This is a genomic window from Anabaena sp. FACHB-1391 (assembly GCF_014696755.1).
Classification (GTDB): Bacteria; Cyanobacteriota; Cyanobacteriia; order Cyanobacteriales; family Nostocaceae; genus Dolichospermum; species Dolichospermum planctonicum.
The window spans coordinates 21175-46882 of sequence record NZ_JACJQS010000001.1; the positions used below are offsets into that span (position 1 = coordinate 21175).

Consider the following 25708-nt stretch of genomic DNA (forward strand, 5'->3'; position numbering starts at 1 on the left):
CAGTTTACGCTGTAGCTTTGGTGTTCAGGATTTCTGTAACTTGCCAACGCTTAGTTTTGCTTAGGGGTCTGGTTTCTTGAATCCGCACGCGATCGCCTATTTTGCACGTATTTTCTTCGTCGTGAACTTTATAGCGGCGGGTTTTAACTACGATTTTGCCGTACTTGGGGTGAGGAGCGCGGTTTTCTATGGCTACTACCACAGTTTTTTGCATTTTATCGCTCACTACCAAGCCAACTCGTTCTTTGACTGCCATAATCTTCTACTTTTGCTCTTGGTCTGAAAGACTTGCTGCCCGTTTCCGTTCTCCTTCTACTGTCAGCAATTGGGAGAGTCGGTGGCGTGCGTGTTTGAACTGGTGAGGCTTTTCTAGTTGTCTTGTGGCTTTTTGCAAGCGCAACTGGAATAGTTGTCTTTTAACTGCAACAATTTCCTCAGCCAGACGTTCGTCATTTAATTCTCTAGCTTCCGCAATCTTGGGAAGAGGCATAAGCTACTCCTGCTCCTGTGGTTGAGAGCGCACAATAAATTTGGTCTTAATTGGCAACTTAGCGTCGGCCAATCGCATAGCTTCGCGGGCAATTTCTTCAGCAACGCCGCCAATTTCAAACATAATCCGGCCTGGTTTGACTACGGCTACCCAAAATTCTGGATTACCTTTACCAGAACCCATCCGGGTTTCAGCAGGACGCATGGTGATTGGTTTGTCTGGGAAAATGCGAATCCAGATCTTACCACCCCGGCGAATATAACGAGTCATTGCCCGACGGGAGGCCTCGATTTGCCGTGAAGTAATCCAAGATGGTTCTTGGGCTTGGAGTCCAAAGTCCCCAAAGTTGAGGGTACTGCCACGGCTGGCCAGACCTTCCATACGTCCGCGTTGTTGTTTGCGGAATTTAGTTCTTCTAGGACTTAACATGATTTGTCAGTTGTCGGTTGTCTGTAGGGGCAAACCCCCCGTGGTTGTCCGTTGTCCGTTGTCAGTTTTTTTTGCCACTGACTATTGAGCATTGACTAGGCTTCATTGGAGCGGTCTTCAAACTGTTGACGGCGACGTTGTTGTTGCCGGCGACGGGGTTCGCGTTCACGGTCTCCACGGTCACGGTCACGGTCACGGTCACGTTCTCTGGCTGGTTGGGTGGGAGCCTGTTCTTGACCAGGAATAATTTCTCCTTTAAATACCCAAACTTTAATACCGAGAATCCCGTAAATTGTCTTAGCTGTGCAGCCAGAGTAGTCAATATCAGCACGCAAGGTATGGAGAGGAACTCTGCCTTCACGGGTCCACTCTGTCCGGGCAATTTCTGCACCGTTGAGCCGACCACCGATTTGGATTTTAATTCCTTGTACTCCTGCCCTTTGCGCCCGTTGAATTGCTTGACGGACAACTCGACGGAAGGAAACACGACGTTCTAATTGTTGAGCAATGTATTCAGCAATTAGATAGGCATCAGCATCAACTCGTTGGATTTCGACTACATTAATGCGAATTTGGCGATTACCACCCAATGCCCCTTGCAGTCCCAACCGTAATGATTCAATACCTTGACCACCACGACCTACAACCACACCTGGTCTGGCTGTACGTACTTCTAGGTCAATTTGATCGGCTTTGCGCTCGATTCTCACTTCGGAAATCCCGGCGTTATTTTGCGCGTATCTACCTAGTTTTTGTTCAATGTATTGACGGAGTTTGTAATCTTCTTGTAGAAGTTCTGGATAACGGTCAGGTTCTGCAAACCAACGGGATTGGTGTTCTTGTGTTATACCCAGTCGAAAGCCGACTGGATGAATTTTCTGTCCCACAAATGCTTCCTCTAAAATTTCTGACTGTACGCAATTTTCTTGTGCCTATAAAGCTGTTTACTCAGCAGTAGCGCCGGCGGAAACCGCAACAGTTATATGACACGTTGGCTTGCGAATTTGGTAAGCTCGACCTTGCGCTCTGGGTTGAAACCGTTTTAGCACTGGACCTTGATCAGCGTAGGCTTGACTAATTACCAAGTCACCCCGGTCTAGTCCAGCATTATGCTCGGCATTAGCTGCGGCACTTCTGAGAACCTTTAATATTGGTTCACAAGCACCATAGGGCATAAATTCGAGAATGATTAGTGCTTCTCGGTAGGAACGCCCGCGAATTTGATCAAGTACACGGCGCACTTTATAGGGAGAAATGCGTATATAACGGGCGATCGCTTTTACTTCAGTAGTAGTATCAGTTGCCATAAGTTAATTGTAGATTGCGATTATCTCCCTGATTTTTTGTCACTTTTGCCATGACCTCTGTAGGTACGAGTAGGAGCAAATTCTCCCAATTTATGACCTACCATTTGTTCATTGACAAATACAGGAACGTGCTGCCGTCCATTGTGAACAGCGATAGTATGACCTACCATCAAGGGTAAAATTGTCGAAGCTCTCGACCAGGTTTTAACCACTTGTTTTTCATTTTTTGCATTCAACTTCTCAATTTTCTTGAGGAGATGGTCAGCAATAAACGGACCTTTTTTTAAAGAACGACCCATAGTGCAATTTTCGATTTTGGATTTTGGATTTTCAATTTCTGAATTTTGGATTTTGGATAACTAAGCTGTCCCATATTAGGCCTCAAAAACTTTGAAAGCTTAAAAATAGACCCAATCTAAAATCCAAAATTTAAAATCTCAAATTCTAGGACTGACGGCCACCACGTCCACGTTTAGAGGATTTGCGCCGACGACGGATAATTAATTTAGTGCTTGCTTTCTTGCGCTTACGGGTCTTAGCACCCAATGTAGGTTTACCCCAAGGTGTTACAGGACCGGATCTACCGATAGGCGCTCTTCCCTCACCACCACCATGGGGGTGATCCACAGGGTTCATGACGCTACCTCTAACCTTGGGACGACGGCCTTTCCAGCGATTCCGTCCAGCTTTACCAGCACTCAGGTTTCTCGCGTCTGTATTACCGACTTGGCCAATGGTGGCGTAGCAATCACGGCGAATCAAGCGGACTTCACCTGAAGGTAATTTTAAAGTTACATAGTTGCCTTCTTTAGCGACAACTTGGGCAGTTGCACCAGCAGCACGGACGATTTGACCGCCCTTACCTGGAGTCATTTCCACGTTGTGAACATTACTACCCAGGGGGATATTTGACAGTGGCAAAGCATTACCATCTTCAATGGGAGAATCAGGTCCTGCAATCACCTTTGTGCCTACAGTCATGCCATTGGGTTGCAAAATGTAACGTTTTTCGCCATCTTCGTACAATAACAAAGCGATCCGCGCATTCCGGTTAGGATCGTATTCAATGGCTGTAACTGTTGCCCAGACATTCCGCTTATCTCGCTTAAAGTCAATAATGCGGTAAAGTTGTTTGTGTCCGCCACCCCGACGACGGCTGGTTATCCGCCCTTGATTGTTCCGACCTTTGGGACGATGAACTGATTCAGTTAATGATTTTTCTGGCTCAGTTTTGGTAATTTCAGCAAAGTCGGAGATTGTAACTTGGCGAGTACTGGGGGTATAAGGGCGATAAGAACGAGTACCCATAGTTGAATTTTGAATTTTGGATTAATCAATTTTGGATTTTAGATTTTAGATTTTAGATTGTTTCTGATCTCAAATCTCTCATCTAAAATTTCTAGACTTCTGGGAAGAGAACTTTTCTAATTTTTTCTTCGTCCCCAGGAGCAACGGTGACAATAGCTCGCTTATATTGGGGCTTATAACCAATAAATCTACCTACACGTTTTTGTTTCCGTGGTGGGTTAGCGGTATTGATTTTGACGACCTTAACTGCAAATAGGTCTTCAATGGCGGCTCTGATTTGTGGTTTAGTGGCTTTAGGAGTTACTTCAAATGTATATTTGTTTTGCTCCATGAGCATGGTCGCTTTTTCGGTGAGAATGGGGCGACGCACTAAATCGGGTAGGTCACGGGTGGCAATTAGTTTAGACACTGTAGACCTCCTGAATCTTCTCTATAGTTGATGATGTGACAACAATTTTGTCAGCATGGAGCAGGTCGTAAACGTTTAACTGGTTAGCAGGAATCAGTTTTAAGTTTTCAATGTTCCGGGCTGATAAAAGCACGTTTTCTGCAATTTCCGACAAAATCAACAGTGTTTTTTGTTCCGGTGCAGCACCCCATCTAGCTAATGCGGCCACGAGTTCCTTTGTTTTAGGACGTTGTAACTCGTTGCTAAATTCCTCAACAATTATTAAGTCTTCAGCACGACTAATAAAGGCTGTTCGCAATGCCAAACGGCGTTCTTTGCGGTTCATTTGTAGGTTAAAATCTCTGGGCTTAGGTCCAAAGATCACACCACCACCACGCCATAATGGTGAACGAATAGAACCTGCACGGGCGCGACCTGTGCCTTTTTGCCGCCAAGGTTTACGACCACCACCACGAACTTCGGCACGAGTTTTAGTGCTGGCAGTTCCCTGGCGAGAATTGGTCATTTGTCTGACTAGGGCGCGGTGTACGATATGCGCCGCTGTTGTTTCTTTGGCAACTCGTAAGTCAAAGCTGGTTTCCCCAACTTGCTCTCCTTGCCAATTTTTAATTACACTCTCTACCATCTTTGTGTCCTTTGTCAGTTGTCAGTTGTCTTTTTTTGCCAATGACCAATGACTATTTTTTACCAACTTTCTTTGCCGGGAGAACGTTAACTAAAGCTCCTGGTTTACCAGGAATAGCTCCCTTAATGATGATTAAGTTACGTTCTGTATCTACTCTTACTACTGTCAGTTTGCGAATTGTGACACGAGTACCGCCTAAACGTCCTGCCATCCTTTTCCCGGGATAAACACGACCTGGGGTTGTACCAGCCCCAATAGAACCTGGCGCTCTGTGGTTTTTAGAACCGTGGGACATAGGTCCACGACCGAAGTTGTTACGCTTCTGGTTGCCGGCAAAACCGCGACCGATACTTGTGCCAACTACATCTACAATTTCACCAGCACTAAAAATGTCTGCTTTAATTTCTTGACCTAAAGCATAATCTCCAGCACTATCGGTGCGATATTCATTCAAATGACGGACAGCCGGGGCAGATGATTTAGCCAAATGTCCCAACAATGGTCTGTTTAGTGCCTTGGGTTTAACTTCACCATAACCAACTTGAATGGCTGCATAACCGTCGGTCTGTTTTGTTTTAACTTGTGTAACGGTGCATGGACCTGCTTGGATGACTGTGACAGGAATAGATACTCCTTCTTCATCAAAGATTTGGGTCATGCCCAGCTTGGTGCCGAGAATACCTACAGACACAGTTACTGGTTCTCCTTCCTAATTTGACTAATGGAAATCGAATTGGCAGTTTTGTCACGGTTGCTTGCAGGTAAACTATACCTTCAGAAATTTGGACTGGTGTTAATCAGTACAAAATCTTGGCAACACAACAATTCTTGCTCTTTCTGTTTTAGTGAATTTGTTTATTTTCACTTACCTAATCTAATCACCATCACAGGAATAGTTGCCTACCCTATTGAGAAGGTGTTACTTCTACCTAATGCGAGGCTTGATTGCTTTGCGCTGTGTGCAGCAATGCTTTCGTCCAAGCAGTTGCTCTGGCACTCTACCGTTGTAGTGGGACTTAAGTGGTTATTAACCCTCAGTATCCGTTTCCTGACCATTAACATAATGCCATAAAACCAACATTATTGATCTGGAACTACTTCTCTTAATTAATAGTTTAAACTATTGTTTGAGGTCTGGCCTAATTTTTTTAGGATTTACGGGAGTGATTTGCTGTGGGAGCCTACATAAGATTTTGGCTCTCGGTTTGTGTCCTAGCTTTTTTAGTTTAGCAGTCTCTTGTCTAGATAAGCTAATTTATTCTTCTGGGGGAACTAACTAGAATATCAGATGCTAGGACTGGCTGATAACTCTAAAATAAGATGGCTATCTAATTTACTATTCGGTCACAATCTAACATTGTAAACCATTCATTAATTTTTGTCTAGTATTTTTTTTAGATATTTTTAGATATATTATTGGGATGCTGATAGGGGGGTGATTTTGCCTAGATTTTAGCTTGAGATTCTCAAGGTTGATGAAAATATGCAGCTTCATTTAACTTAATCTACTAGCAGAGAGTGAATAATAGAGATATCTGAGATGGGATAGGAAGAAAATCTATGGCCTTAATTACCACTGGTAACGGTTTCATCCGCAATTTGGAGAAGTTTGGTGCGTTGGGTGTTTATGTTCCTCTGGAAGGGGGCTATGAAGGTCGCTATTTGCGCCGTTTGCGGGCTGCTGGCTATGTTGGCCTCCATATTACTGCTAGAGGATTAGGTGACGTGGCTGCATATCTGACTCAGGTTCATGGTGTGAGACCGCCACATTTGGGTAAAAAAAGCACTGGTAGTGGTGCTGCGGTGGGTGATGTATATTATTTACCACCCATACTCGATTCTCATTTAGCACAATTACCTCCTAAGTCGAAGGGGTTAGTATTGTGGATAATTGAGGGACATATTTTGTCTGATCAGGAAGTTGAGTATTTAATGGATTTACCCAAATTAGAACCAAGGGTTAAAGTAGTAATTGAGAGAGGTGGAGATCGCACTTTCCGCTGGAAACCTCTAGAAAAGACTCTGTTAGCTAGTTAGGGGATTTCCTGCCGTTCGCCCGTACAATGGTCAGTGGTCAGTTGTCGTTTGACTGACTGCTGGCTGTGGTTGTGACATCGAAACAATATCAAAACAATATAGTGAATCAGGGAAAATCAACCAATTCCTTCTAATTTGGCGTGAAGGTAATAAAGCGAAAATGAGACGTAAATCTTCTAACAATAGACCGACTAATACCCCTAAAGCCTCTATTTTCCAATCTCCGATTTTTAACTTCGCCAGCATTGCCATTTTTGGGGGGGTGCTGATTTTGGGAATTGGAATTGGGATTGCATTTAGTTCTACAACTACATTGAGTTCATCAAATGTGGCTTCCCGGGAGTTCATTGACACTAAAGCGCCAAATCCTGAGATTTGCGTCCAGTATGGAGCTAGTGCAATGGTGATGGATGCTAGATTATTTGTCACTCTTAATCCTTTTAATGTTTATGTTGCCCAGCCTAATATCCGTCCTGGATGTGTAATTCGTCAAAATAACTGGGCAATTTTGGAAAATAAAAAACTTGTGACTTCAGATCAGGTCAGGGAATGTAAAAATCGTTTGAATACCTTTGGCTTTACAGGGGACTTAGACAGCGAAAAGCCGGATATTAGATGTATATATCAAAATGAATCGGCTCAAAATTTCTTTTTATCTCAACCTGGGGCTGTGGGAACTCCTCAAGATACGGAAAGATTTTAAATATATAGGACTTACGCGAGTGTCACACAAAATAATATTTTTGTGTTTTTCGTGGAGGCTTTAGCCCTGATTATTTTCCTGTAGCATCTTGAAGAGAGGTCTAAAGTTCTGACTACAATAAGACTTACCCGCAGGTTACGGAATAATCAACCACGAAGGAGCGAAGATCACGAAGGAAAGAGGCTTTGAAAGATATTTTGCGTAAGTCCTGATTATATGTAGGATATTATGCCTGTTGCGTAGGTGCTGATAGTCTGGGTGGCGTAGCCTGTCTAAAATTTTTGTATGGGTAGGGGTTGACCAAATTCGATAATGGGAATTTCTGTAGGGTTGTTTGGGGAATTATTTTTGTTGACTGTAGGCTTAGGAAACATTGCTGAAGGGATGGGTGAATTGGGGACTGATGCGGGATTTTGAGAATTTAGAGGTGGTACAGTGACAAAAGGTTGTTGGGGGTTGGTAATCAAGTTTGTGGATGGTGGTAGGGTGGTGGAGAGATTTTGGGCGGGGGAAAAGGTAATATGGGGACTAAAGACCCAGCGCGTGGGTTTTTGTGGGGAAAGGGGCAAAAGTTGTATTTGATTGGATTGTAACTGAGTTCCTGGCGCTAAATCAAGAACTATGCGGGTGACGTTTTCGTTCATTTGAGAAATGCGAATTTTCTGAATTGCACCTGAGTATTCTTTTTGGGTGGGGACTTGACCGAGTTTGGTGTTAGGCAAATCAAGCACTAAACGTGGTGGTTCGGGAAGGTAAAAATATTGAGGTTTTACGGTAGCTGAGAGGTTAATTTTTAATTGCTGTGCTTTGGGGTTAAATTGCCAATTATCCAATTGTGCGACTGCTTGGGCAAAACTGATACTAGGGCTGAGAATAATTAGGGCAAATAAGCTTACCCTCATCGCTGGCAGAATTTGATTATTGCTAATTTTCATGACTTGATTATTTGGGGTTGGGATGTTTAGCACAGTGTACCGACTATCAAAAGTTAGGAATTGGGAATTATTTCTTGGGTATTAATTGCTGGTAACAGAGAGGTCAGATGTGAGGTAATTTGACTGTAACGACGGGTAATGAGTAAAGAAGAACGACATTGAATGGCGAGTTGATCTGTGTATCTTCCTAATGTTTGACGTTCAATTCCCCAGAGACGACTAGTACCAACAATAGTTAAATCAACATTTTCTGAAGCAGTAATTACTGTTCGCATTGGGTCTGGAGTGGTGACGGTGTTGATCTGAATCCGATCGCGGACACTCTTAGGTAATTGCCCCATCATGGCGTTAAGTTCATAACTTAGTTCGTCTGGGGTGTGATGTCCTTTAAATACCTGTAAAACTTGCAACATACAAGTATCATGGTTAATGAGCATTCTCAAAGCGATGATCAGGGCTAAATCGTCATGAATGTTAGCCGAGTAGGGAACTAATAAACTTTCAATAGCGTCTCCACCTTTATCTACAAATACGGCTACGTCTACTGGTGTAGTGCTAAGAATTTGTCCAACTCTTCCCCCTAAACGATTGTTACTAAAAGCGGGACGATGCCAGCCAACGAGAACTAGGTCTGACATGACAATTTTGGCGGCTATTTGTGCTGTTTCTCTGGCGACATTGCTAGATATCCGAACTATGGGATGGATATAGGAGCGTGTTTCTGGTGGTTCTAGGGTAGCGATTAATTCTTCTAGTTTTTGACGACGTTCGGCTATGAGTCTATCGGCTTCGTTGGGGCTACTCTCAAAGCTATAGTCTTCTTCGAGTTCAATGAAACTGAGGGGATAAACTACGGCGGGTTGTCGGTTGTTGATGGCGATCGCTGCTGCTAATTGTAACAAACCTTTTTGGGTGTCGGGATTAGCTACTGGAACTAAAATCCGATATTGTGATGAATAGGGTTCACTAATTTCTGGTGGGGTTTCTGGTGGAATTTCTGCTTCTGGTTCAACAATATCTAATCTAATCAGGCGTTTAGGATATGTCCATTCTAGTAATGGTGAGGTCATGAATGTTGTCACCAAGGCCATAATTACTAACATGGTGAAAAGCAAGGGTGTAATTACTTTTAATTCTAACCCGATATTCAAGACGATTAACTCAGTTAAACCACGAGTATTCATTAACCAACCCAGGGCGGAAGATTCTCGTTTGTCAATACCGCTGAACCTAGCCGCTACATAAGCACCAATATATTTACCACCAATTGCCACTAATAAAATCAAGGCAGACAATAGCCATAACTTAGGACTGTTGAGTAAACCAATTTGTGTTTTTAAACCACTGTAGGCGAAGAATATTGGTAATAGAAAGATGAGGACAAAATCTTCAGTTTTGATGGCCAATTCTCTGACTAATTCCTCATCTTTGGGCATGACTGCGCCTAACAGGAATGCGCCAAAAATCAGATGAATACCGATAAATTCCGTAATTAAAGCGGAGGAAACAACCCCCATATAAATTACAGCCAGGAGGAATTGACTCAAGCGCCCAGCCCGACGATGATGTTTACTCAAACGTTTGAGAAACCAACGTCCAACTGTGAACATGAAGCCAATATAAACAATACTTTCAATAATAGTGAGAACGGCCTGTTGATCAATGCTACCATGACGAGCAACGGCGATCGCTACCGCCAAAATACACCAAGCTGTGACATCATCCACTGCGGCGCAAGTTAAAGCTAATGTGCCTAAACGAGTTCCCTGTAAGTTATTTTCGGTAATAATTCGCGCCAAAACAGGAAAGGCAGTAATTGACATTGCTGCCCCTAAAAATAAAGCAAAAGGAGCAAAATTGACATTACTACTGGAAACTAAAGGATACAGTACGAAAGATAATACAAATGCAGAAGCGAAAGGAACAATAATACTGAGATTGGAAATGAGAATGGCAGTTTTTAAGTTACCACTCAGATATTTGGGATTTAATTCTAACCCAATCAAAAACATGAAAAATATTAGCCCTATTTGCGATAAAACGTTCAAATAAGGCATTGTTTCTGATGGAAAGAGATGATGTGCTAGATCAGGAGCAATTAAACCAAATAATGATGGACCAAGCATAATGCCGGCGAATATCTCACCAATTACCAATGGTTGTTTAATTGCTTTAAATCCCAGTCCTACAAGTCTTGAGAGTCCAATAACAATTAGCACTTGAACTAGAACGAGAACAACTGTGTGCATAGTTTCCCCACTAACGATTACCAGATTTGACGCAGATAATTTTTGATAACTGTGAATATTGTCAATATGATTAGATACATCTGGAGACCATTTTTATTGGTTTGAGATGTTAGTCATGGTTACTTTACCATCTTAATGGTTAATGCTAAAAATAACTAACTATCAATTTATTGATTAAACTAGAAATAATTTGACAATCAGCAATAATAAAACAAATTAAAGAGAATCTAGGATTTATAACTGTTGATCAAGAAATTATTTAATCCAAAAAGTTAATCATATAGAATTTACGCAAAAAATCACGAAACCGGGGGTAATTAATGAATTACCCATAAGCAATAATCAGGTTTATGGCTAGGCCACAACTGCTATCAATAATATTTTCGATATTTATCATGTCATAAATGCTGTCAGTTACGTGAGTATTGGTCACCAGAATCAAGTCAAAATATGGACTTTGATAGTGATTTCCCAGTAAATGTACCACATATCTGGGAGGAGCAGCTAGAATTTCGGCGATCAAGCCAGAGAATATAGTTCAAAAATGACGAAAACTGGCATTAGTCGGGGATTCTCAAGGAGAAAATTTATTTTTATAGTCAAAAAACTTGTAAATATTGCGTTAATTTTTGTTAAGATTGAATACGGCGTTAGTTTTGCCCCTTTTCCTACCCAAGAGACACTTCATGCTGCGACTAGAACATATCAGTAAAATTTATCCTACAGGCGAAGTTCTTAAAGATATCAACTGGGAAGTCAAACCAGGAGATCGTATTGGTTTAGTTGGTGTTAATGGTGCGGGAAAATCTACCCAACTGAAAATTATCTCTGGGGAGATTGAACCGACTGCTGGGGAAATTATTCGTCCGGCTAGTTTACATATAGCTTATCTTAACCAAGAGTTTGAGGTTGACCCCACTCGCACAGTCAGAGAGGAGTTTTGGACTGTATTTAAAGAAGCTAACGAGGTACAGTTAGCTTTGTCTCACATACCTCGTGAGATGGAAACTGCCTCTCCAGAAGAGTTAGATGAATTAATTCACAAACTAGACAGGTTGCAGCGGCAATTTGAAGCTTTAGACGGATATAACTTAGACTCCCGCATTGGTAAAATATTACCAGAAATGGGATTTCAATTGGAAGATAGTGATCGCCTAGTGAGTGCTTTTTCTGGCGGTTGGCAAATGCGAATGAGTTTAGGTAAAATCCTCCTCCAAAAACCCGATTTATTACTATTGGACGAGCCGACAAACCACTTAGATTTAGAAACTATTGAGTGGTTAGAAAATTACCTCAGAGGTTTAATTACCCCGATGGTGATAGTTTCCCATGACCGGGAATTTCTGGATCGTCTTTGTAACCAAATTGTAGAAACTGAACGGGGTGTTTCTAGTTCTTACCTGGGTAATTACTCATCATACCTACAACAAAAAGCAGAAAATCAATCGGCACAGTTGAACGCTTATGAACGTCAACAAAAAGAACTAGAAAAACAACAAGCATTTGTAGATAAATTCCGCGCTAGTGCTACCCGCAGTACCCAGGCAAAAAGTAGAGAAAAGCAACTAGACAAAATTGAACGCATCGAAGCACCTGTAGGCGGAGTCAGAACCCTACATTTCCGTTTTCCTGATGCTAGTCGTAGCGGTAGAGAGGTAGTAGAAATTAAGGACTTAACCCATATTTATGGAGATAAAATTCTATTTTTATCCGCAAATCTGTTAGTAGAAAGAGGAGACAGAATTGCGTTTCTAGGTCCTAATGGTGCGGGTAAATCCACACTTTTGAAAATGATTATGGGTGTGGAAAAACCCACAGAAGGGATTGTTAAATTAGGAGATCACAACGTTATTGCTGGTTACTTTGAACAAAACCAAGCGGAAGCGTTAGATCTAAATAAAACTGTCATGGAAACCATTCATGATGAAGTTCCCGAATGGACAAATGAAGAAGTTCGCACACTGTTAGGAAGATTCTTATTTACTGGTGATACCGTATTTAAGAAAGTTGGGGCATTAAGTGGAGGTGAAAAAGCTCGGTTAGCGTTGGCGAAAATGCTATTGCGTCCAGCGAATTTAATCATTTTGGATGAGCCTACCAATCACTTAGATATTCCAGCGAAGGAAATGATGGAAGAGGCCTTACAAAATTATGATGGTACAGCCCTTGTAGTTTCCCATGATCGTTATTTTATTTCCCAAGTAGCTAATAAAATAGTAGAAATTCGTGATGGTGAATTTCGGGTTTACTTAGGAGATTATCACTATTATCTGGATAAGAAAGCCGAAGAAAAAGAATTAGCAGAATTGGCAGCAGCAGAAGCGGAAAAAGCCGCAAAAAAAGCTGCCAAAGCTGCCAAAGCCGGAGCAAAACGAAAGTAGGTAATATCGGCAAATGGGTGACTGATTGTGATTCTGGCTTTCTGTCACCTGTTTTTTAAGCAGCAATTTACATCTCCCGGTTCGCCCATTTTTTAAGGAGTTAGGAAACAGCTTTACGGTACTTATCCTTGTATAACCCGATTTTATTTATTGGCAGGTGCTGAAATCCAAACTTGTAAGCAGCCGAGTCGGACTTTAGTTGCAAGAGATCATCATCTGGGACTACAAAGCTGACATCGTTCTTAATTAAATTTCCCTCGATAGTAATAGTCTTGTCGGTCAGTTTGTTCTTTAACTTTAACCAGCCGTCACCAAAATAGACGTTACGTATAATTTTATTGCCTTTGGGAACGCCATATTCATCTTCTAAAATTTTCACCAATTGAGGGTAGCGGATACTGTAGGGCGGATGTTTATAGTTCATATCTTCCAGCTTTTCCACCATTCTCCAATTACCTCCGCGAGCAGCACTGGCTTTTGCCCAGCCTAAAATACGTGCATCTACAGATATTGAAATCTTATTTTTAACAAAGATGTTGTTCTCTACTGTGTTATCACGTCCGCCACCGATTAACACGCCCTGCTGCACTTTATAGAATAGGTTACCATAGATTGTTGTACCGCTAGTACCGTCGTCAAGGTACACTGCCATAACAAGAGTAGAGTGAGTAGAGTTGTTTTGCTTTTGAAGTCCGTACAGGTGGTGAAAATAGTTATAGCGGATGATGTTCCCTTGCTGGGTGTAGTCTCCACCCATATAAAATGCCCCAGCATCATTAGTTTCTAAGCAAACGTGGTGGATATTGTTGAACTCAATGATGTGATCGTTGCCGCTAAGAAGAATAGCATTGTGGGGCGCGTCATGAATCAAATTATGTGAGATCAGATTACCAACACCTTGAATAGAAATGCCTGCTCGGTACGTCTTCACCCACCTAGCATAATTATGAATGTGATTATTGATAGCATAGTGCTTTGCTGGTGTCAGGGTTTTGCGATCGCCTCCATTCAAGACTATACCCGTTTCACCAATGTTATATACATCGCTGCTAATGACACCGTGGCGGATTCCTCCCTTAATTTCCACCCCATTTGTACCAAGGTTACGAATTTGACAGCCTGCAACCAAGACGTTCTCCCCCTTAACTATCCTAAGGGCTGCACCTCTGGAATCTTCAAATATCAGACCACTCAGGGTAATATAAGATGCAGCATTTAGGGAAACCAGTGGCTCTTTCATCATAGAAACAATAGCCCGGTTGTTTTCCACAGGTGTTGGTGGCCAAAAATAGAGAATGCCAGTTTGACGATGCAAATAATATTCACCGGGGGTGTCCAATTCTTCTAGGAGGTTAAGGACGTAATAACGCTTGCCCTTTGTGTAGCCATAGACCCCGTGGGGCGGCTCAGTAGCAATTTCGTGAGTCTGTGTGTTGATCAGCTTGACTTTTTCATAGGAGTCTGCCCAATCCCAAGTCCAGTAGCCGTGTAACCAAATATCCCGCTTATTATTCCATAGCTGAGGGCGATTGCCGTCATAAGTGAACCTACCACCATTCTTTCCCGCCGGCACATCGGCGATTTTTAGATCACCCTGGTTAGGCCAACGTGCTATGTGCATGGGTTGGTCTGCAAAAAACAGTTCTAAGGGAGAAGGATGATCGGGTCTTCCGAAGCCGCGTGGTGAGAGTTGTCCGTAATCTGTAATCCCCTGTGCTTTCAGATCGACTTGTAGGATCTTGCCACGGGCGACAGGTTGCATCTGCTTGAGGATACTGTGATCATTAACAGGGTAGAAATCCCGGATCTCCTTTCCCCCAGATAGGCGAACTTGCTCATTTAAGTAGGGACGGTAAACAATAGGCGAATCCTTTGTGCCGCTATCTTCTGCATTCAGGATAAATGGTACCTTACGTTCATAAATGCCCCCACGTAGGTAGACAGTAACGCCGCCTTTAGGGAATTTACGCCCCTTTTTCAGAGTACGGATCTGATCACGCACCCGCTCAAGTGTCTGGAATGGTCCATCGGTCTTCTCTGAATTAGGGGCTGCAATCTCACCTGACCAGGTATCGTTTCCTAAAGGAGAAACGTATAGGTTTACTGGTGTCGAACTGGCATTTGCTCCTAATATAGTGCAGCAAATAACAAGTATCAGCCCAATGCAGAAATACCATAGAGTTTGCAACCTTATACTGATGTACATTTGGTATCTGTTCCTGAAAGCTAATCCAAAATTAATTATACCCGTGAGGTGTATATATATAAGGTGGATTGACTCTTTTATTCTTGGAGAGGTTTCCCGTTTCCAATAGATAAGTTATCTACTATTAAAAAAATAAAGTGAAATCCTGATGAGACAAGAATTTTAAAAAGCTGACTGGTAAATGCTGACCGGGGACTGGGATAAGATCAACAGAATTTAACTTCCATAAATGATTAGCAATGGTATCATTCAAGTATTACAAAAAGTAAAGGGCGATTTTACTATGACCAAAGCACCTGTTGCTCCTGTGGTGCTAGTCATTCTAGATGGATGGGGCTACTGTGAGGAAAAGCGAGGAAACGCTATTATTGCTGCCAAAACTCCCGTCATGGACAGTTTATGGGCAGCCTATCCCCACACCCTCATTCGCACATCAGGAAAAGCCGTAGGGTTGCCAGAAGGTCAAATGGGCAACTCGGAAGTTGGTCATTTGAACATTGGCGCTGGTCGGGTCGTACCGCAAGAACTGGTACGGATCTCAGATGCTGTAGAAGACGGTTCTTTAAGGGTAAACCCAGCCCTGGTGAAAATTTGCCAGGAAGTCCGTTCCACTAATGGCAAGTTACATCTAGTGGGGCTTTGTTCTGATGGGGGGGTGCATTCCCATATTACCCATCTATTGGGACTACTTGACTTAGCCAAGGAACAGCAAGTTTCACAAGTTTGTATCCATGGGATTACTGATGGCCGTGACACGAAACCAAAAGATGGAATCAGGTTCATCCAGCAGCTAGAAGAATACATAGAGGATATTGGTATTGGTGAAATTACCACTATTAGTGGTCGCTATTATGCCATGGATCGTGATCACCGCTGGGATCGAGTCCAACGGGCTTACGATGTAATGACAACAGACGGTGCAGGCAATGGACTCTCGGCTGTAGAGATATTGCAAGCATCCTACGCTGAAGGTATTACTGATGAGTTTATTCTCCCCGTCCGTTTGCAACCAGGTGCCGTAGAATCGGGTGATGGGGTAATATTTTTTAATTTCCGTCCTGACCGTGCTAGAGAACTAACTCAAGCTTTTGTCAGTAAAACTTTTAACGGTTTTGAAAGACGGCAAATTGTGCCGCTTTCTTTTGTAACTTTTACCCAATATGATCCAGAATTACCCGTTTCTGTGGCTTTCGAGCCTCAAAACCTGACTAATATTCTGGGTGAAGTTATCGCTAACCGTGGTTTAAAACAGTTTAGAACTGCGGAAACGGAAAAATACGCTCATGTCACCTATTTCTTTAATGGGGGAATGGAAGAGGCTTGTGTGGGAGAAGACCGGGAATTGGTCAGTAGTCCCATGGTAGCGACCTATGATCAAGCCCCAGCGATGTCAGCACAAGCTGTGACGGATGTGGCGATCGCTGCTATTAAAAAAGGCATCTACTCCCTAGTAGTGATGAACTATGCTAACCCTGATATGGTAGGGCATACGGGACAAATACCGGCTACAGTAACAGCTATTGAAACGGTAGATCTTTGTTTGGGTCGTCTGATTGATACAATTGGTAAAGCTGGTGGTACGGCAATTATTACTGCTGATCACGGCAATGCTGAGTATATGCTAGATGATGGCGGTAATCCTTGGACAGCGCATACTACCAACCCAGTTCCCTTAATTTTGGTAGAGGGTGAAAAAGCCAAAATACCAGGATATGGAACAAATGTGGAATTAAGAAATGATGGCAAATTAGCCGACATTGCCCCAACTATTCTGGATATTTTACAAATATCCCAACCCCAGGAAATGACCGGGCGATCATTACTCAAAGCCGCAGAATATGATTTACAATTAACTCGTACTCCTGTACAGGTGGGCTTGTAAAATTGTAAAATGTTAGGGGTTTAGTCCTGGTGACTGGAAGTCGCAGCTACACAATCAAAGTCCGCCGGCGCGGACTCAAGAAAAATCAAGATTTTGAAACCTACGCTGGTGGGTTTTGCCTGTGTAGACGCGGTTTCTAACCGCCAATTTAGCTAAATCCCTGATTGTTTGATGACTTCTTATAACCAACATTTCTAATATGACAATTACTAACATCGTACAAGGTATTTGGGCATTTTCTGCTCTTGGTTTAATTGTTCTGGTTTTGTTACATAGTCCTAAAGGTGACGGAATTGGTGCTATTGGTGGACAAGCACAATTGTTCACAAGTACCAAAAGTGCCGAAAATACTTTAAATAGAGTTACTTGGGCGTTAACGGTGGTTTTTATGGGTTTGACTGTGGTTTTAAGTGCTAATTGGTTGCCCAAGTAGTTGCGAATGAAAATGGGGAAAATGGGGAAAATTACCCAAAATCAACGATTTTGGCGACGGTTAATGGCAGTTCTGATTTTAGCAATAAGTACAGGACTGTTAGTTATTTTTACTAGTTTTCCAGTTAATGCTGTTTTTAGCGAACAGGAGAGAAATTTTCAATTATCTAATTCTCTATCTGTGCTTGAAAAGCACCATTCTTTACCACCAACTCTGGTAAAATGGCACGATAAAACAAATAGTGGTGATTATTTTGATCAAATCAAATCTACTAAAGTTGGTTATTTAATTTGGTCAAATTTTCCGGTAAAGGTGAATATAGAAACACCAAAAGATATTGGTGAAAAACAATCACAAATATGGGTTGGCAATGTTTTAAAAGCAGTTGAAGAATGGAGTATTTATTTACCTTTACAGGTAGTAGAAAAATCTGATATTGCTGATATTAAAATTATTCGTAAAGTTCCACCTTTACAACTTGAACCTAATAGTAAAATACCTCGTGCGCGTTCGGCTTTAACTACTTATGATTTATATACTGCAAATAATATTCTATCTCACAGGTTTACAATTCTGTTGAGTCCCAGTCAAACTGGTGAATATGTACTATCGGCAGCGCGTCATGAACTTGGCCATGCTTTAGGTATTTGGGGTCATAGTTTGTTACCAACTGATACAATGTATTTTTCTCAAGTTCGCAAACCACCGTTTATTTCTGTTAGAGATGTAAATACTTTAAAACGGGTTTATGAACAACCTACAGGTTTGGGTTGGTCTGTTTTAGGGAAGGATTAAATTTTCCCGACGGAAAATATGATATTTTAAGATATTTTAAGATAAACGCAACCAGTTTTTGTCTAAAATCTGACCTAAAGTGTAGGGACAGAGTTCTGGTAAGTTAGTTAATTTTCTTTTGATTTTAACATAATCTAAAGCATTACTGTAAATCAGATTAGTATTTTATACTAAATTGTTGCGTAAGTTAGTGGTTAATTCTTGATGATTTGGTGACTTAGCTTAATATTTTATTAATTACGCTTATACATGGAAGATAGTTCTTCCTCGTCTCTTACATCATAACAAACTTTTCGCCCAGTGTCAATACCTTATACTTTATAATTTGCCAGTTTGGAGGCTGTTAAAACGGTTTGATGCCAACTTTATTGTTAACAGCCTCTTGATTTGATTAAACTCGACGCAGGTTCATGAGTTCTTGAGGAGATGCCAGCATATCAATAGCTACAAAAAATATTTTTCCTTCAGGATTGATCAAAAACCGCCAAGAAATATTCATACCGACAGTAACACCAAACCAAGGAGTTTGGACGATTCCTGTAATTTTCAGTTGCTTAGAACCGTCTGGTTGAACTTCACAGATACCTTGTTGCGGCATCATGTTAAGTCCTTGTGCTTCTTCGCGCATATATTTAGCGATCGCTTCCCGTCCCACAATTGGCTTTTGGAATGGTGGTTGTAGCGCACCGTCAGTAGTGAATAGCGCAATAGCAGCATCAAAATTATCTGCATTCATGGCTTCAATATAGCCTAACACAGCGGGTTCTGTAATGCCGTCAATTTTCACCGAGGAAATCACTGGAGTTGTGCGTTGGAAAGCAGGTTCTGTAGCTGCTTTGGGATAACTACTAGGACCGAGGTCAGAAGTATCAAATCCCATATCTACTACAGTATTTCGCAATACGGTAATTTGCTGACCTGGATCAAGTTTTTGTGTAGTTTCTAATACAAATTTTACACCAGGGGACATTTGATAACCAACGGGGATAGGGGTAATAACTCCCTGTTTCATCAATTCTCCTAACTCGTACCAGAACGCTAGTTTAGTATTTACACTGAAGAAACCATAGGCACGGCTAATAGGAGTATCAGCGCGACTGGCTAAATCCCGCATGACTTTTGTTTGTTCTTCACTGGACATTTGCTTAATTTGATTAAGCAAACCCTCGGCTAATTGTAAGCGTGCCGCTCCTGGTGCAGCAGGAGTAATGGTTTTACCCATTTCAGTATAAGCGTACCAAAGATAAGCTAATTGATCATCAACGTTAAGTTGATCGAACAAGGCTATAGTTGCGGGAATTGGACTAGGAACTTGAGTATTAGAAAAAATAGTTTGAGCAGACTGGATAGTTAATGCCACAATTGGAATCTCCAAGATTATGTGTTTATTAGTCGCTATGAAAACTTAAGTTAAAAATGTTTATGATGAACTTAGGTTTTATGTAAAGTAATGTAACGGAAATCTTAATTTTTGTAAAGCCATGGAAATTACGACTTGACAAAATAGATTAAATGTGGTCATTCATCATAAATGAATAAATAATAAATATCTTCCTCCTCCAGAAGTAGCTAGAGGTAAGTGCATTTTTTTATAACCATTGTAGAGACGTTTCATGAAACGTCTCTGCTAGAGGTGTTTATTGATTGTCAAGAAGAAACGATGAAATTACCTAAACACCCCAACTCAGTGTTAAAGGCCGCTGTACGACGACTTGATGATAAAGCTCTTCTAATTGGGTGATGTTATCATTCAGGGTATAGCGTTCCAATACCCGTTTTCTGGCTTTTTGTCCTAACAATGTTGTTAGTTCTGGATGATCTTGAAATAGTGGTAAGAGGGTTCTTAACTGCGATCGCACGCTTCTAGTATTAATTGCTACACCTGCACCCCGTTCTAAAACTTCTCCGTCAGCACCGACATCAGTAGCTAAACAGGCTAAACCACAGGACATTGCTTCTAATAGGGATAGGGATAGACCTTCTACCAAAGAAGGCAAAATAAATACATCAGACCCCCGTAAAATTTCGATGCGGCGATTTTCGTCAGCAATAAATCCTAACCAGATGATCCCATGTTCTCGCCCATAAAAGGATTCTAAAGAAGGTTTTAATGGACCATCACCGACAATAAGTAATTTTGTATTAATTCCCATATCTGATTGTTTCCAAGCACGCAAGAGAGATTCAACGTTTTTCTCCTGAGCGATTCTTCCTTGGTACACAAATAAACGTTCAGCGCCAAATTCTGTTTTGATTTGGGAATATCCGGGAGAATACTTAATAGGATCTACACCATTAGGAATTACAGCAATTTTGTTTTCCCGCACCCCCATATTTGAGAGTAATTCTCTCTGAATTTGGGAAAAAATAATTACGCGGTCATAATGATCTAAAAAAGGGGCATAAAGTTGATAAGCTAAGAGTTGGGTACTAGATAATAATTTTGCTCCTTTACCTGCAAATGGAGTGTGAAAAGTTGCAATTAGAGGTAAATTTAATTCTTCGCAAATTTCTGGTAAAACGAAGTCAAGAGTTGATAAAGTCAGAGAAGCGTGGACTATATCTGGTTTAATTTCTCTGAGGGAATCTTTCAAAACTTTAGTTGCTTTAAAAGAGGGAATAGTGTAAACCTGGGACTTGTAGATAAATGGTAGGGGAACTTCTTGAAAATTCGGCCAGTTGTCCGTGGTGGCTTCTTCCTGAGCGAAGTGTAGAAAACTAACCTCATGTCCTCTATCTAATAAGCCGTTGGTAATTTCTCGACTGTAGGTGACGTTACCACAAAAGGGCGTTTTTTTTCCAATCCAAGCTATACGCATTCTTTGGTTATCTATAAAAAAGGCGGGTGTCAACTATACTGTTTTAATTATGCAGTTGTGATAACAGAATTTTCGTTGATGATAAAAATTCAGTTACAGGTAATTGAAAAACTAAATAATCTTGGTAATTAAAAATTCAATAAATAACTTTATTGATGATAAATATTAAAAAGTTATGAAATATTTACTTAATCACAACTTAATATACTGATTATTTAGTTTGTTTCCAGCCAAGGCTATTTTCCATCTGACTGGATTAAGTTTAGCATGAAATTCATGATTTTGATGCAGTTGTTGATGATTTAGCATCCTCAGATGCACCAGTATTGTACCAGGTAAAGAGACCGCCGCATAAGACGATGACGGCTAGGGTAAAAAATACTGCTTTTAAGCCGATAAAAGTTTCTGCTATACCTGCTAAAGCCAGGGGGAGGGAGAGAGCAATATTAATCACATTATTTTGCAGTCCAAATACCTTACCGCGCATAGCTGGGGGTGTTTCAGTTTGAATTGCGGTTTGCATGGGTATACCGACCAAAGCGCCAAATACGCCCACTAGGGCTATAAATAAGAGTACAGGTAAGAGTTGGGTTGTAAATAATGATAAACCAATTAAAGAGGCTGTCATGCCGATACAACCGCAAAAACTGAGTTGTTTGTAGGAAAAACGTTGACCAAATTGGCCGAGAATTGTCGCCCCCACAGCAACACCGACACCTGCGGAGGCTAGTAAAAAGCCGAATTGAGAGGCTTTCATATTAGGAATAATTTCCGCCATGCGCACAGCCAGAACAGTGAGGGCTGCAAAGACAGAAAATAAGATAATTAGTTGTAATAAAGCATTACGGATGCGATGATTTTCTTGGAGATAACGTAACCCGTCGCGCAGGTCTGAGAAAACGTGGGGAAATTCTGTTTCTGGGGGGTGAGGTTTTTCGTTAGTTTGGAGTAAGAATAATATTAACCCAGCGATCGCATAACTACCACCGACCAAAATTTCTTTTCCCAAGCCACCACTACCACCTAATTGTATCCACAGTTTATCTGCTAATGCTAAAACTGGTTCTCCGACTGCAAAACCAACAATTACGGAAGCCATCATTGTTGTTGTATAAAGAGAATTAGCGGAAAGCAAATCTTGTTCTTTTACTATTAAAGGAATGGCGGCTTGTTCGGCTGGTGCAAAAAATTGTGTTAGGGTAGAAACCAGAAAAGTCACACCTAAAATAATCAAGAAACCCACTGGTAAAACTCCCACAGGCTGCCAATTATGAGTGAACCATAATAAAGCAGGAATGAGTAAAACCAGAATACCGCGCCAAATATTTGATGCTACCAAAACAACTTTTTTTGACCAACGATCTACAAACACTCCAGCAAGAGAACCAAATAATACTGCGGGAATTGTAAAGGCCATCATTAAAGCGGAAACCCAACCGCTAATACTTTGATCACTAGCTTGAAACTGGCTATTAATCAAAGCGATCATTAATACTAAATAAACTTTATCAGCTAATTGACAAAAAACTTGACCTGCCCAAAGAGCCAGGAAATTCTGATTTTTTAATACAGGTAAAAAACCCGCTCGTTGATGATTTTCTGAATCTTGACCTCCCGAACCACTATCCATTATTGGTGGAGTTTCTGGTATTATTTCCGTTGCTACTGAGTCCTGATCCTGATCACAATTAATTTTGCCATTTATCTGGGTAATTTCTAGTGGTTTAGGGATATTAGTCAAGGGAATTTCTGACGTAAAACTTCCAGATTCAGAAATATTATTGAGTGATATTTCTGAACTATGAATATGACTTAGTTTAGGTGAAGAAGCAACATTATGATCTGATGATCTATGGTTTTTTTTAGCTTCGCTAGGTGAGTGAGTTCGGCTTTTTCTATCTAAATCAGACGATTGCATCATGGTTAGTGGCAAAATAAGAGTCAATCAAAGTGGCAGAGTGAATTGGTCGTTCTAAATGATACTGGACGTACTGGCGTAAAACTTGCTCAACAGCTAACCATCCAGAATAGTCGGCTGCATCTATTTGTATTATCTCTATTTCCGACAGATGTTGAAGCATAAACAGTTCTTTTCCGTTCAACAGGTAAGAAACAACTGGTAACTCCTGCTGATAAAAAACCGTTTTATCACTAGGGTCAGAGGCCAAGGATTGGGTATTGGTAACATTTGTCTTTGTTTTTCCGTTCATTTTCCGATGTTCCCATTTTCCCTGCTGTATTTGCTGTTGCAAATTTTTCCAGGCCTCTAAACAAATTATCCCACCAGAGGGAATACTAAATCCAACTTGCCAATGGGGATTTTTCCAGTCTGGAGTTAAAAACCGCTGTGTTAAGCAACAAAATTCTACTTGTGGTTTTAGACCCGCTAAATTTAAAAGCTGAAATACACCTTGAACTAAACAAGCGACTACAGCTTTTATTTCTGTTCCAGGTATATATTCTATACGCTGAATATGTTTATTAAATAATTCATAAATTTCTATTTGGGGTTGTTCGCTTAAAAATTGACATAAGACTATTTCAGCTAAATATTGACTAGCAGCTAATTTACCCAAATTCCTAGATAAACCCGGATAATTTTTAATAGTTTCAGCCTCAATAATTATATTGAGATTTTTGCCGGGAGAAATTAGTAATTCATTAATCACAAACATCCCCATTTTACCGCCCAGACTGGAATTTTGTTTACGCGCCCCAGTCGCCACTGCCCGAATTAAACCAAATTCCTGGGTAAGAATTGTGACTATTTTATCCGATTCGCCCAGGGGCTGAGTTTTGAGATTGATACCAGTTGCTTTGTAGGTTTTAGTCATTAGTTACTAGTAAAAAATTTTCATATTATCTATTCCCCGACCGGGTTATTACGTTGACGAAGTAAATCTACACCACGGGATGTGCCTAATCGAGTCGCACCAGCTATAATTAGATCTAAGGCTTCATTGTGTGTACGAATACCCCCTGATGCTTTGATTCCTACCCGATCTTTTGCGATTTCCTTTAACAGCTTAATATCTGCTACAGTTGCCCCACCATTCCAACCTGTACTGGTTTTTAAGAATGCTGCACCAGCATCCATAGCCAATTCTGCTGCTATTTTTTTCTCAGTATCAGTAAGAAGACTAGTTTCTAAAACTACCTTAACAGGCTGTCCGGCTTCTTCGCAAATTGTGGCAATTTCCTGGTGAACTTCGTCTGTTTTCCCGGCTTTTAACCAGCCTAAATTAATAACTACATCTAACTCAGTAGCGCCATTATCTACTGCTTCTTTAGCTTCATATAATTTCACGGCTGAGGTATTTGCACCATTGGGAAAGCCAATGACCGTACAAATTCGAGGATTTTTTTTATATAATAGTTCTGCTGCTTGCTTGACATAGCAGGGATTTACACAAACGGAAGCAAAGTTATATCTATATGCTTCATCGCACCATTGACTTATCTGTTCTGGGGTGGCAATTGGTAATAGCAGAGAGTGGTCAATAAATGGTGCAATATCAATGTTTGGATAGTCTAATGCCATCGTTTTTATTTTGGTGTAGAGTTTATTAAACTTGATGAAAATTAAAGTATTTCTTATATATTAAACCACAGATCAGGAGAAGTCAGAAATTAGTAGTATAGAGCGTGCGACTATTCTGGCAAACCACTGTTTAAAAAGTCAAGAATAGTTTGTGCTAATGATTTTGCTGCTAAGTATGGTACACCATTGCCAACAGTTTTAAACATATTCGTAAGTGACATATTTCCTGGGAGTGAAAAATTAGCGGGTAAAGATTGAATTGCTAAAGCTTCTGCTACAGAAATACGCCTAATTTTGTAAGGATGTAAATGGACTTCATTATTACCATTGAATTAAAAAATTAAAAATTATTAGTATTTCCGCTAAAATCAACATCTGAAGACAGTAAAAGACAGCAAAGCAGGAGAAACCAGACGTGCCTACACTCGGTGTAAATATTGATCATATAGCTACTATCCGTCAAGCTCGGCGTACAGTAGAACCAGACCCCATAGCAGCAGCATTACTAGCGGAATTAGCAGGTGCAGATGGCATTACTGCCCATTTACGCGAAGATAGAAGACATATTCAAGATCGAGACGTGCGACTATTGCGGCAAACCGTCAGAACTCATCTAAACTTAGAAATGGCTGCGACCGAGGAAATGTTAGCCATAGCCTTAGACATCAAACCTGATTATGTTACCCTAGTACCAGAAAAGCGGGAAGAAGTGACCACAGAAGGTGGTTTAGATATTGTCGGACAAACTGCTAGAATAGGGGCAATAGTGGATAAACTGCAAAATGCTGGCATTCCCGTAAGTTTGTTCATAGATGCCGAATTACCACAAATCGAGGCATCTGTCAAGGTAAAAGCCAAATTTATTGAACTGCATACAGGACAATATGCAGAAGCCAAAGACGAAACAACTCGTCAGCGGGAACTAGCTTTATTAGCCCAGGGCTGTGAACAAGCCATTAAAGCGGGTTTAAGGGTAAATGCTGGTCACGGACTCACATACTGGAACGTTTACCCTGTGGCCGCGCTTCCAGGTATGGAAGAACTCAATATTGGTCATACTATCATTAGTCGAGCCGCTTTGGTAGGTATAGAAAGAGCAGTTCGAGAAATGAAAGCAGCAATGGGGGGTAATTGGTAATTGGGTAAAATTCTGATCTTT

27 protein-coding genes and 1 pseudogene are annotated in these 25708 nt (G+C 41.1%); 7 read left to right on the top strand and 21 right to left on the bottom strand.

Annotation, left to right across the window (positions count from 1 at the left end; all coding sequences use genetic code 11):
- Positions 1 to 4 precede the first annotated feature (4 nt).
- The 10 genes from rpsQ to rplC all read right to left on the bottom strand — a co-directional run bounded on the left by rpsQ (position 5) and on the right by rplC (position 5259).
- The gene (gene rpsQ / locus H6F62_RS00135) at positions 5 to 256 is read right to left on the bottom strand and encodes a 30S ribosomal protein S17 (protein ID WP_137906397.1); all 252 of its coding nucleotides are present in this window, start codon (positions 254 to 256) and stop codon (positions 5 to 7) included.
- A gap of 6 nt (positions 257 to 262) precedes the next feature.
- Positions 263 to 490 (bottom strand): 50S ribosomal protein L29, encoded by a 228-nt coding sequence (rpmC, locus tag H6F62_RS00140; protein ID WP_027402099.1) that lies wholly within the window; start codon positions 488 to 490, stop codon positions 263 to 265.
- Positions 491 to 493: 3 nt separating this feature from the next.
- Positions 494 to 919 (bottom strand): 50S ribosomal protein L16, encoded by a 426-nt coding sequence (gene rplP / locus H6F62_RS00145; protein ID WP_137906398.1) that lies wholly within the window; start codon positions 917 to 919, stop codon positions 494 to 496.
- A 95-nt stretch (positions 920 to 1014) separates the two neighbouring features.
- On the bottom strand, positions 1015 to 1806 hold the full coding sequence (gene rpsC / locus H6F62_RS00150; protein WP_137906399.1) for a 30S ribosomal protein S3: 792 nt from the start codon (positions 1804 to 1806) through the stop codon (positions 1015 to 1017).
- Positions 1807 to 1863: 57 nt separating this feature from the next.
- Entirely contained in the window at positions 1864 to 2226 is a 363-nt protein-coding gene (gene rplV / locus H6F62_RS00155) for a 50S ribosomal protein L22 (RefSeq protein ID WP_137906400.1), read from the bottom strand.
- A 20-nt stretch (positions 2227 to 2246) separates the two neighbouring features.
- The gene (gene rpsS, locus H6F62_RS00160) at positions 2247 to 2525 is read right to left on the bottom strand and encodes a 30S ribosomal protein S19 (protein WP_028085257.1); all 279 of its coding nucleotides are present in this window, start codon (positions 2523 to 2525) and stop codon (positions 2247 to 2249) included.
- Positions 2526 to 2670: 145 nt separating this feature from the next.
- Complete coding sequence (rplB, locus tag H6F62_RS00165; RefSeq protein WP_137906401.1) at positions 2671 to 3534, bottom strand: 50S ribosomal protein L2; 864 nt, start codon at positions 3532 to 3534, stop codon at positions 2671 to 2673.
- 91 nt (positions 3535 to 3625) lie between these two features.
- Positions 3626 to 3943, bottom strand: coding sequence for a 50S ribosomal protein L23 (locus H6F62_RS00170; RefSeq protein WP_190371055.1), 318 nt, complete (start codon positions 3941 to 3943; stop codon positions 3626 to 3628).
- Positions 3936 to 4568, bottom strand: coding sequence for a 50S ribosomal protein L4 (gene rplD / locus H6F62_RS00175; RefSeq protein ID WP_137906403.1), 633 nt, complete (start codon positions 4566 to 4568; stop codon positions 3936 to 3938). Before rplD ends, H6F62_RS00170 begins: the two co-directional genes overlap by 8 nt.
- A 52-nt stretch (positions 4569 to 4620) precedes the next feature.
- A complete protein-coding gene (gene rplC, locus H6F62_RS00180) occupies positions 4621 to 5259 on the bottom strand; it encodes a 50S ribosomal protein L3 (protein ID WP_028085261.1) in 639 nt (212 codons plus the stop codon).
- An 869-nt stretch (positions 5260 to 6128) separates the two neighbouring features.
- Between rplC and H6F62_RS00185 the strand changes: the two genes are divergently transcribed.
- On the top strand, positions 6129 to 6605 hold the full coding sequence (locus H6F62_RS00185; protein ID WP_028085262.1) for an NAD(P)H-quinone oxidoreductase subunit N: 477 nt from the start codon (positions 6129 to 6131) through the stop codon (positions 6603 to 6605).
- A gap of 30 nt (positions 6606 to 6635) precedes the next feature.
- Here H6F62_RS00185 and H6F62_RS00190 read toward each other — a convergent pair whose 3' ends face one another.
- On the bottom strand, positions 6636 to 6857 hold the full coding sequence (locus H6F62_RS00190; protein WP_190371108.1) for a hypothetical protein: 222 nt from the start codon (positions 6855 to 6857) through the stop codon (positions 6636 to 6638).
- Here H6F62_RS00190 and H6F62_RS00195 point away from each other — a divergent pair.
- Entirely contained in the window at positions 6766 to 7308 is a 543-nt protein-coding gene (locus H6F62_RS00195; protein WP_028085263.1) for a DUF3172 domain-containing protein, read from the top strand. The genes H6F62_RS00190 and H6F62_RS00195 overlap by 92 nt on opposite strands.
- 272 nt (positions 7309 to 7580) lie before the next feature.
- Here H6F62_RS00195 and H6F62_RS00200 read toward each other — a convergent pair whose 3' ends face one another.
- Both H6F62_RS00200 and H6F62_RS00205 read right to left on the bottom strand, forming a co-directional pair.
- Positions 7581 to 8243: an AMIN domain-containing protein gene (locus H6F62_RS00200; protein ID WP_137906404.1), complete on the bottom strand. Its 663-nt coding sequence runs from the start codon at positions 8241 to 8243 to the stop codon at positions 7581 to 7583.
- 53 nt (positions 8244 to 8296) lie between these two features.
- Complete coding sequence (locus H6F62_RS00205; RefSeq protein ID WP_137906405.1) at positions 8297 to 10492, bottom strand: cation:proton antiporter; 2196 nt, start codon at positions 10490 to 10492, stop codon at positions 8297 to 8299.
- A 686-nt stretch (positions 10493 to 11178) separates the two neighbouring features.
- Between H6F62_RS00205 and H6F62_RS00210 the strand changes: the two genes are divergently transcribed.
- Complete coding sequence (locus tag H6F62_RS00210) at positions 11179 to 12873, top strand: ABC-F family ATP-binding cassette domain-containing protein (protein WP_137906406.1); 1695 nt, start codon at positions 11179 to 11181, stop codon at positions 12871 to 12873.
- Positions 12874 to 12973: 100 nt separating this feature from the next.
- On the opposite strand, the gene H6F62_RS00215 is transcribed toward H6F62_RS00210, so the two are convergent.
- Entirely contained in the window at positions 12974 to 15079 is a 2106-nt protein-coding gene (locus H6F62_RS00215; RefSeq protein WP_137906407.1) for a right-handed parallel beta-helix repeat-containing protein, read from the bottom strand.
- A 283-nt stretch (positions 15080 to 15362) separates the two neighbouring features.
- Between H6F62_RS00215 and gpmI the strand changes: the two genes are divergently transcribed.
- The 3 genes from gpmI (at position 15363) to H6F62_RS00230 (ending at position 18189) form a co-directional block, all read left to right on the top strand.
- Positions 15363 to 16961: a 2,3-bisphosphoglycerate-independent phosphoglycerate mutase gene (gene gpmI, locus H6F62_RS00220; protein WP_190371056.1), complete on the top strand. Its 1599-nt coding sequence runs from the start codon at positions 15363 to 15365 to the stop codon at positions 16959 to 16961.
- A 199-nt stretch (positions 16962 to 17160) separates the two neighbouring features.
- A complete protein-coding gene (gene secG / locus H6F62_RS00225; protein WP_137906409.1) occupies positions 17161 to 17394 on the top strand; it encodes a preprotein translocase subunit SecG in 234 nt (77 codons plus the stop codon).
- 21 nt (positions 17395 to 17415) lie between these two features.
- A complete protein-coding gene (locus H6F62_RS00230; RefSeq protein WP_190371106.1) occupies positions 17416 to 18189 on the top strand; it encodes a peptidase in 774 nt (257 codons plus the stop codon).
- A 36-nt stretch (positions 18190 to 18225) separates the two neighbouring features.
- On the opposite strand, the gene H6F62_RS00235 is transcribed toward H6F62_RS00230, so the two are convergent.
- From H6F62_RS00235 to H6F62_RS00265, 7 genes and pseudogenes are all read right to left on the bottom strand, one after another.
- Positions 18226 to 18345, bottom strand: coding sequence for a DUF29 family protein (locus tag H6F62_RS00235; RefSeq protein WP_137906530.1), 120 nt, complete (start codon positions 18343 to 18345; stop codon positions 18226 to 18228).
- 235 nt (positions 18346 to 18580) lie between these two features.
- Positions 18581 to 19549, bottom strand: coding sequence for an orange carotenoid protein N-terminal domain-containing protein (locus H6F62_RS00240; RefSeq protein WP_137906411.1), 969 nt, complete (start codon positions 19547 to 19549; stop codon positions 18581 to 18583).
- A 310-nt stretch (positions 19550 to 19859) separates the two neighbouring features.
- Entirely contained in the window at positions 19860 to 21008 is a 1149-nt protein-coding gene (locus H6F62_RS00245) for a glycosyltransferase family 4 protein (protein ID WP_137906412.1), read from the bottom strand.
- 274 nt (positions 21009 to 21282) lie between these two features.
- Positions 21283 to 22929, bottom strand: a complete 1647-nt coding sequence (locus H6F62_RS00250; protein WP_137906413.1) for an MFS transporter — start codon at positions 22927 to 22929, stop codon at positions 21283 to 21285.
- Complete coding sequence (recO, locus tag H6F62_RS00255; RefSeq protein WP_137906414.1) at positions 22913 to 23842, bottom strand: DNA repair protein RecO; 930 nt, start codon at positions 23840 to 23842, stop codon at positions 22913 to 22915. Before recO ends, H6F62_RS00250 begins: the two co-directional genes overlap by 17 nt.
- A gap of 29 nt (positions 23843 to 23871) precedes the next feature.
- Positions 23872 to 24549: a deoxyribose-phosphate aldolase gene (gene deoC, locus H6F62_RS00260; protein WP_137906415.1), complete on the bottom strand. Its 678-nt coding sequence runs from the start codon at positions 24547 to 24549 to the stop codon at positions 23872 to 23874.
- A gap of 110 nt (positions 24550 to 24659) precedes the next feature.
- Positions 24660 to 24875 (bottom strand): annotated as a pseudogene (locus tag H6F62_RS00265) (DNA cytosine methyltransferase); the annotation flags it as partial.
- A gap of 89 nt (positions 24876 to 24964) precedes the next feature.
- Here H6F62_RS00265 and H6F62_RS00270 point away from each other — a divergent pair.
- Positions 24965 to 25687: a pyridoxine 5'-phosphate synthase gene (locus tag H6F62_RS00270; RefSeq protein WP_028089047.1), complete on the top strand. Its 723-nt coding sequence runs from the start codon at positions 24965 to 24967 to the stop codon at positions 25685 to 25687.
- The last annotated feature ends 21 nt before the right edge of the window (positions 25688 to 25708 follow it).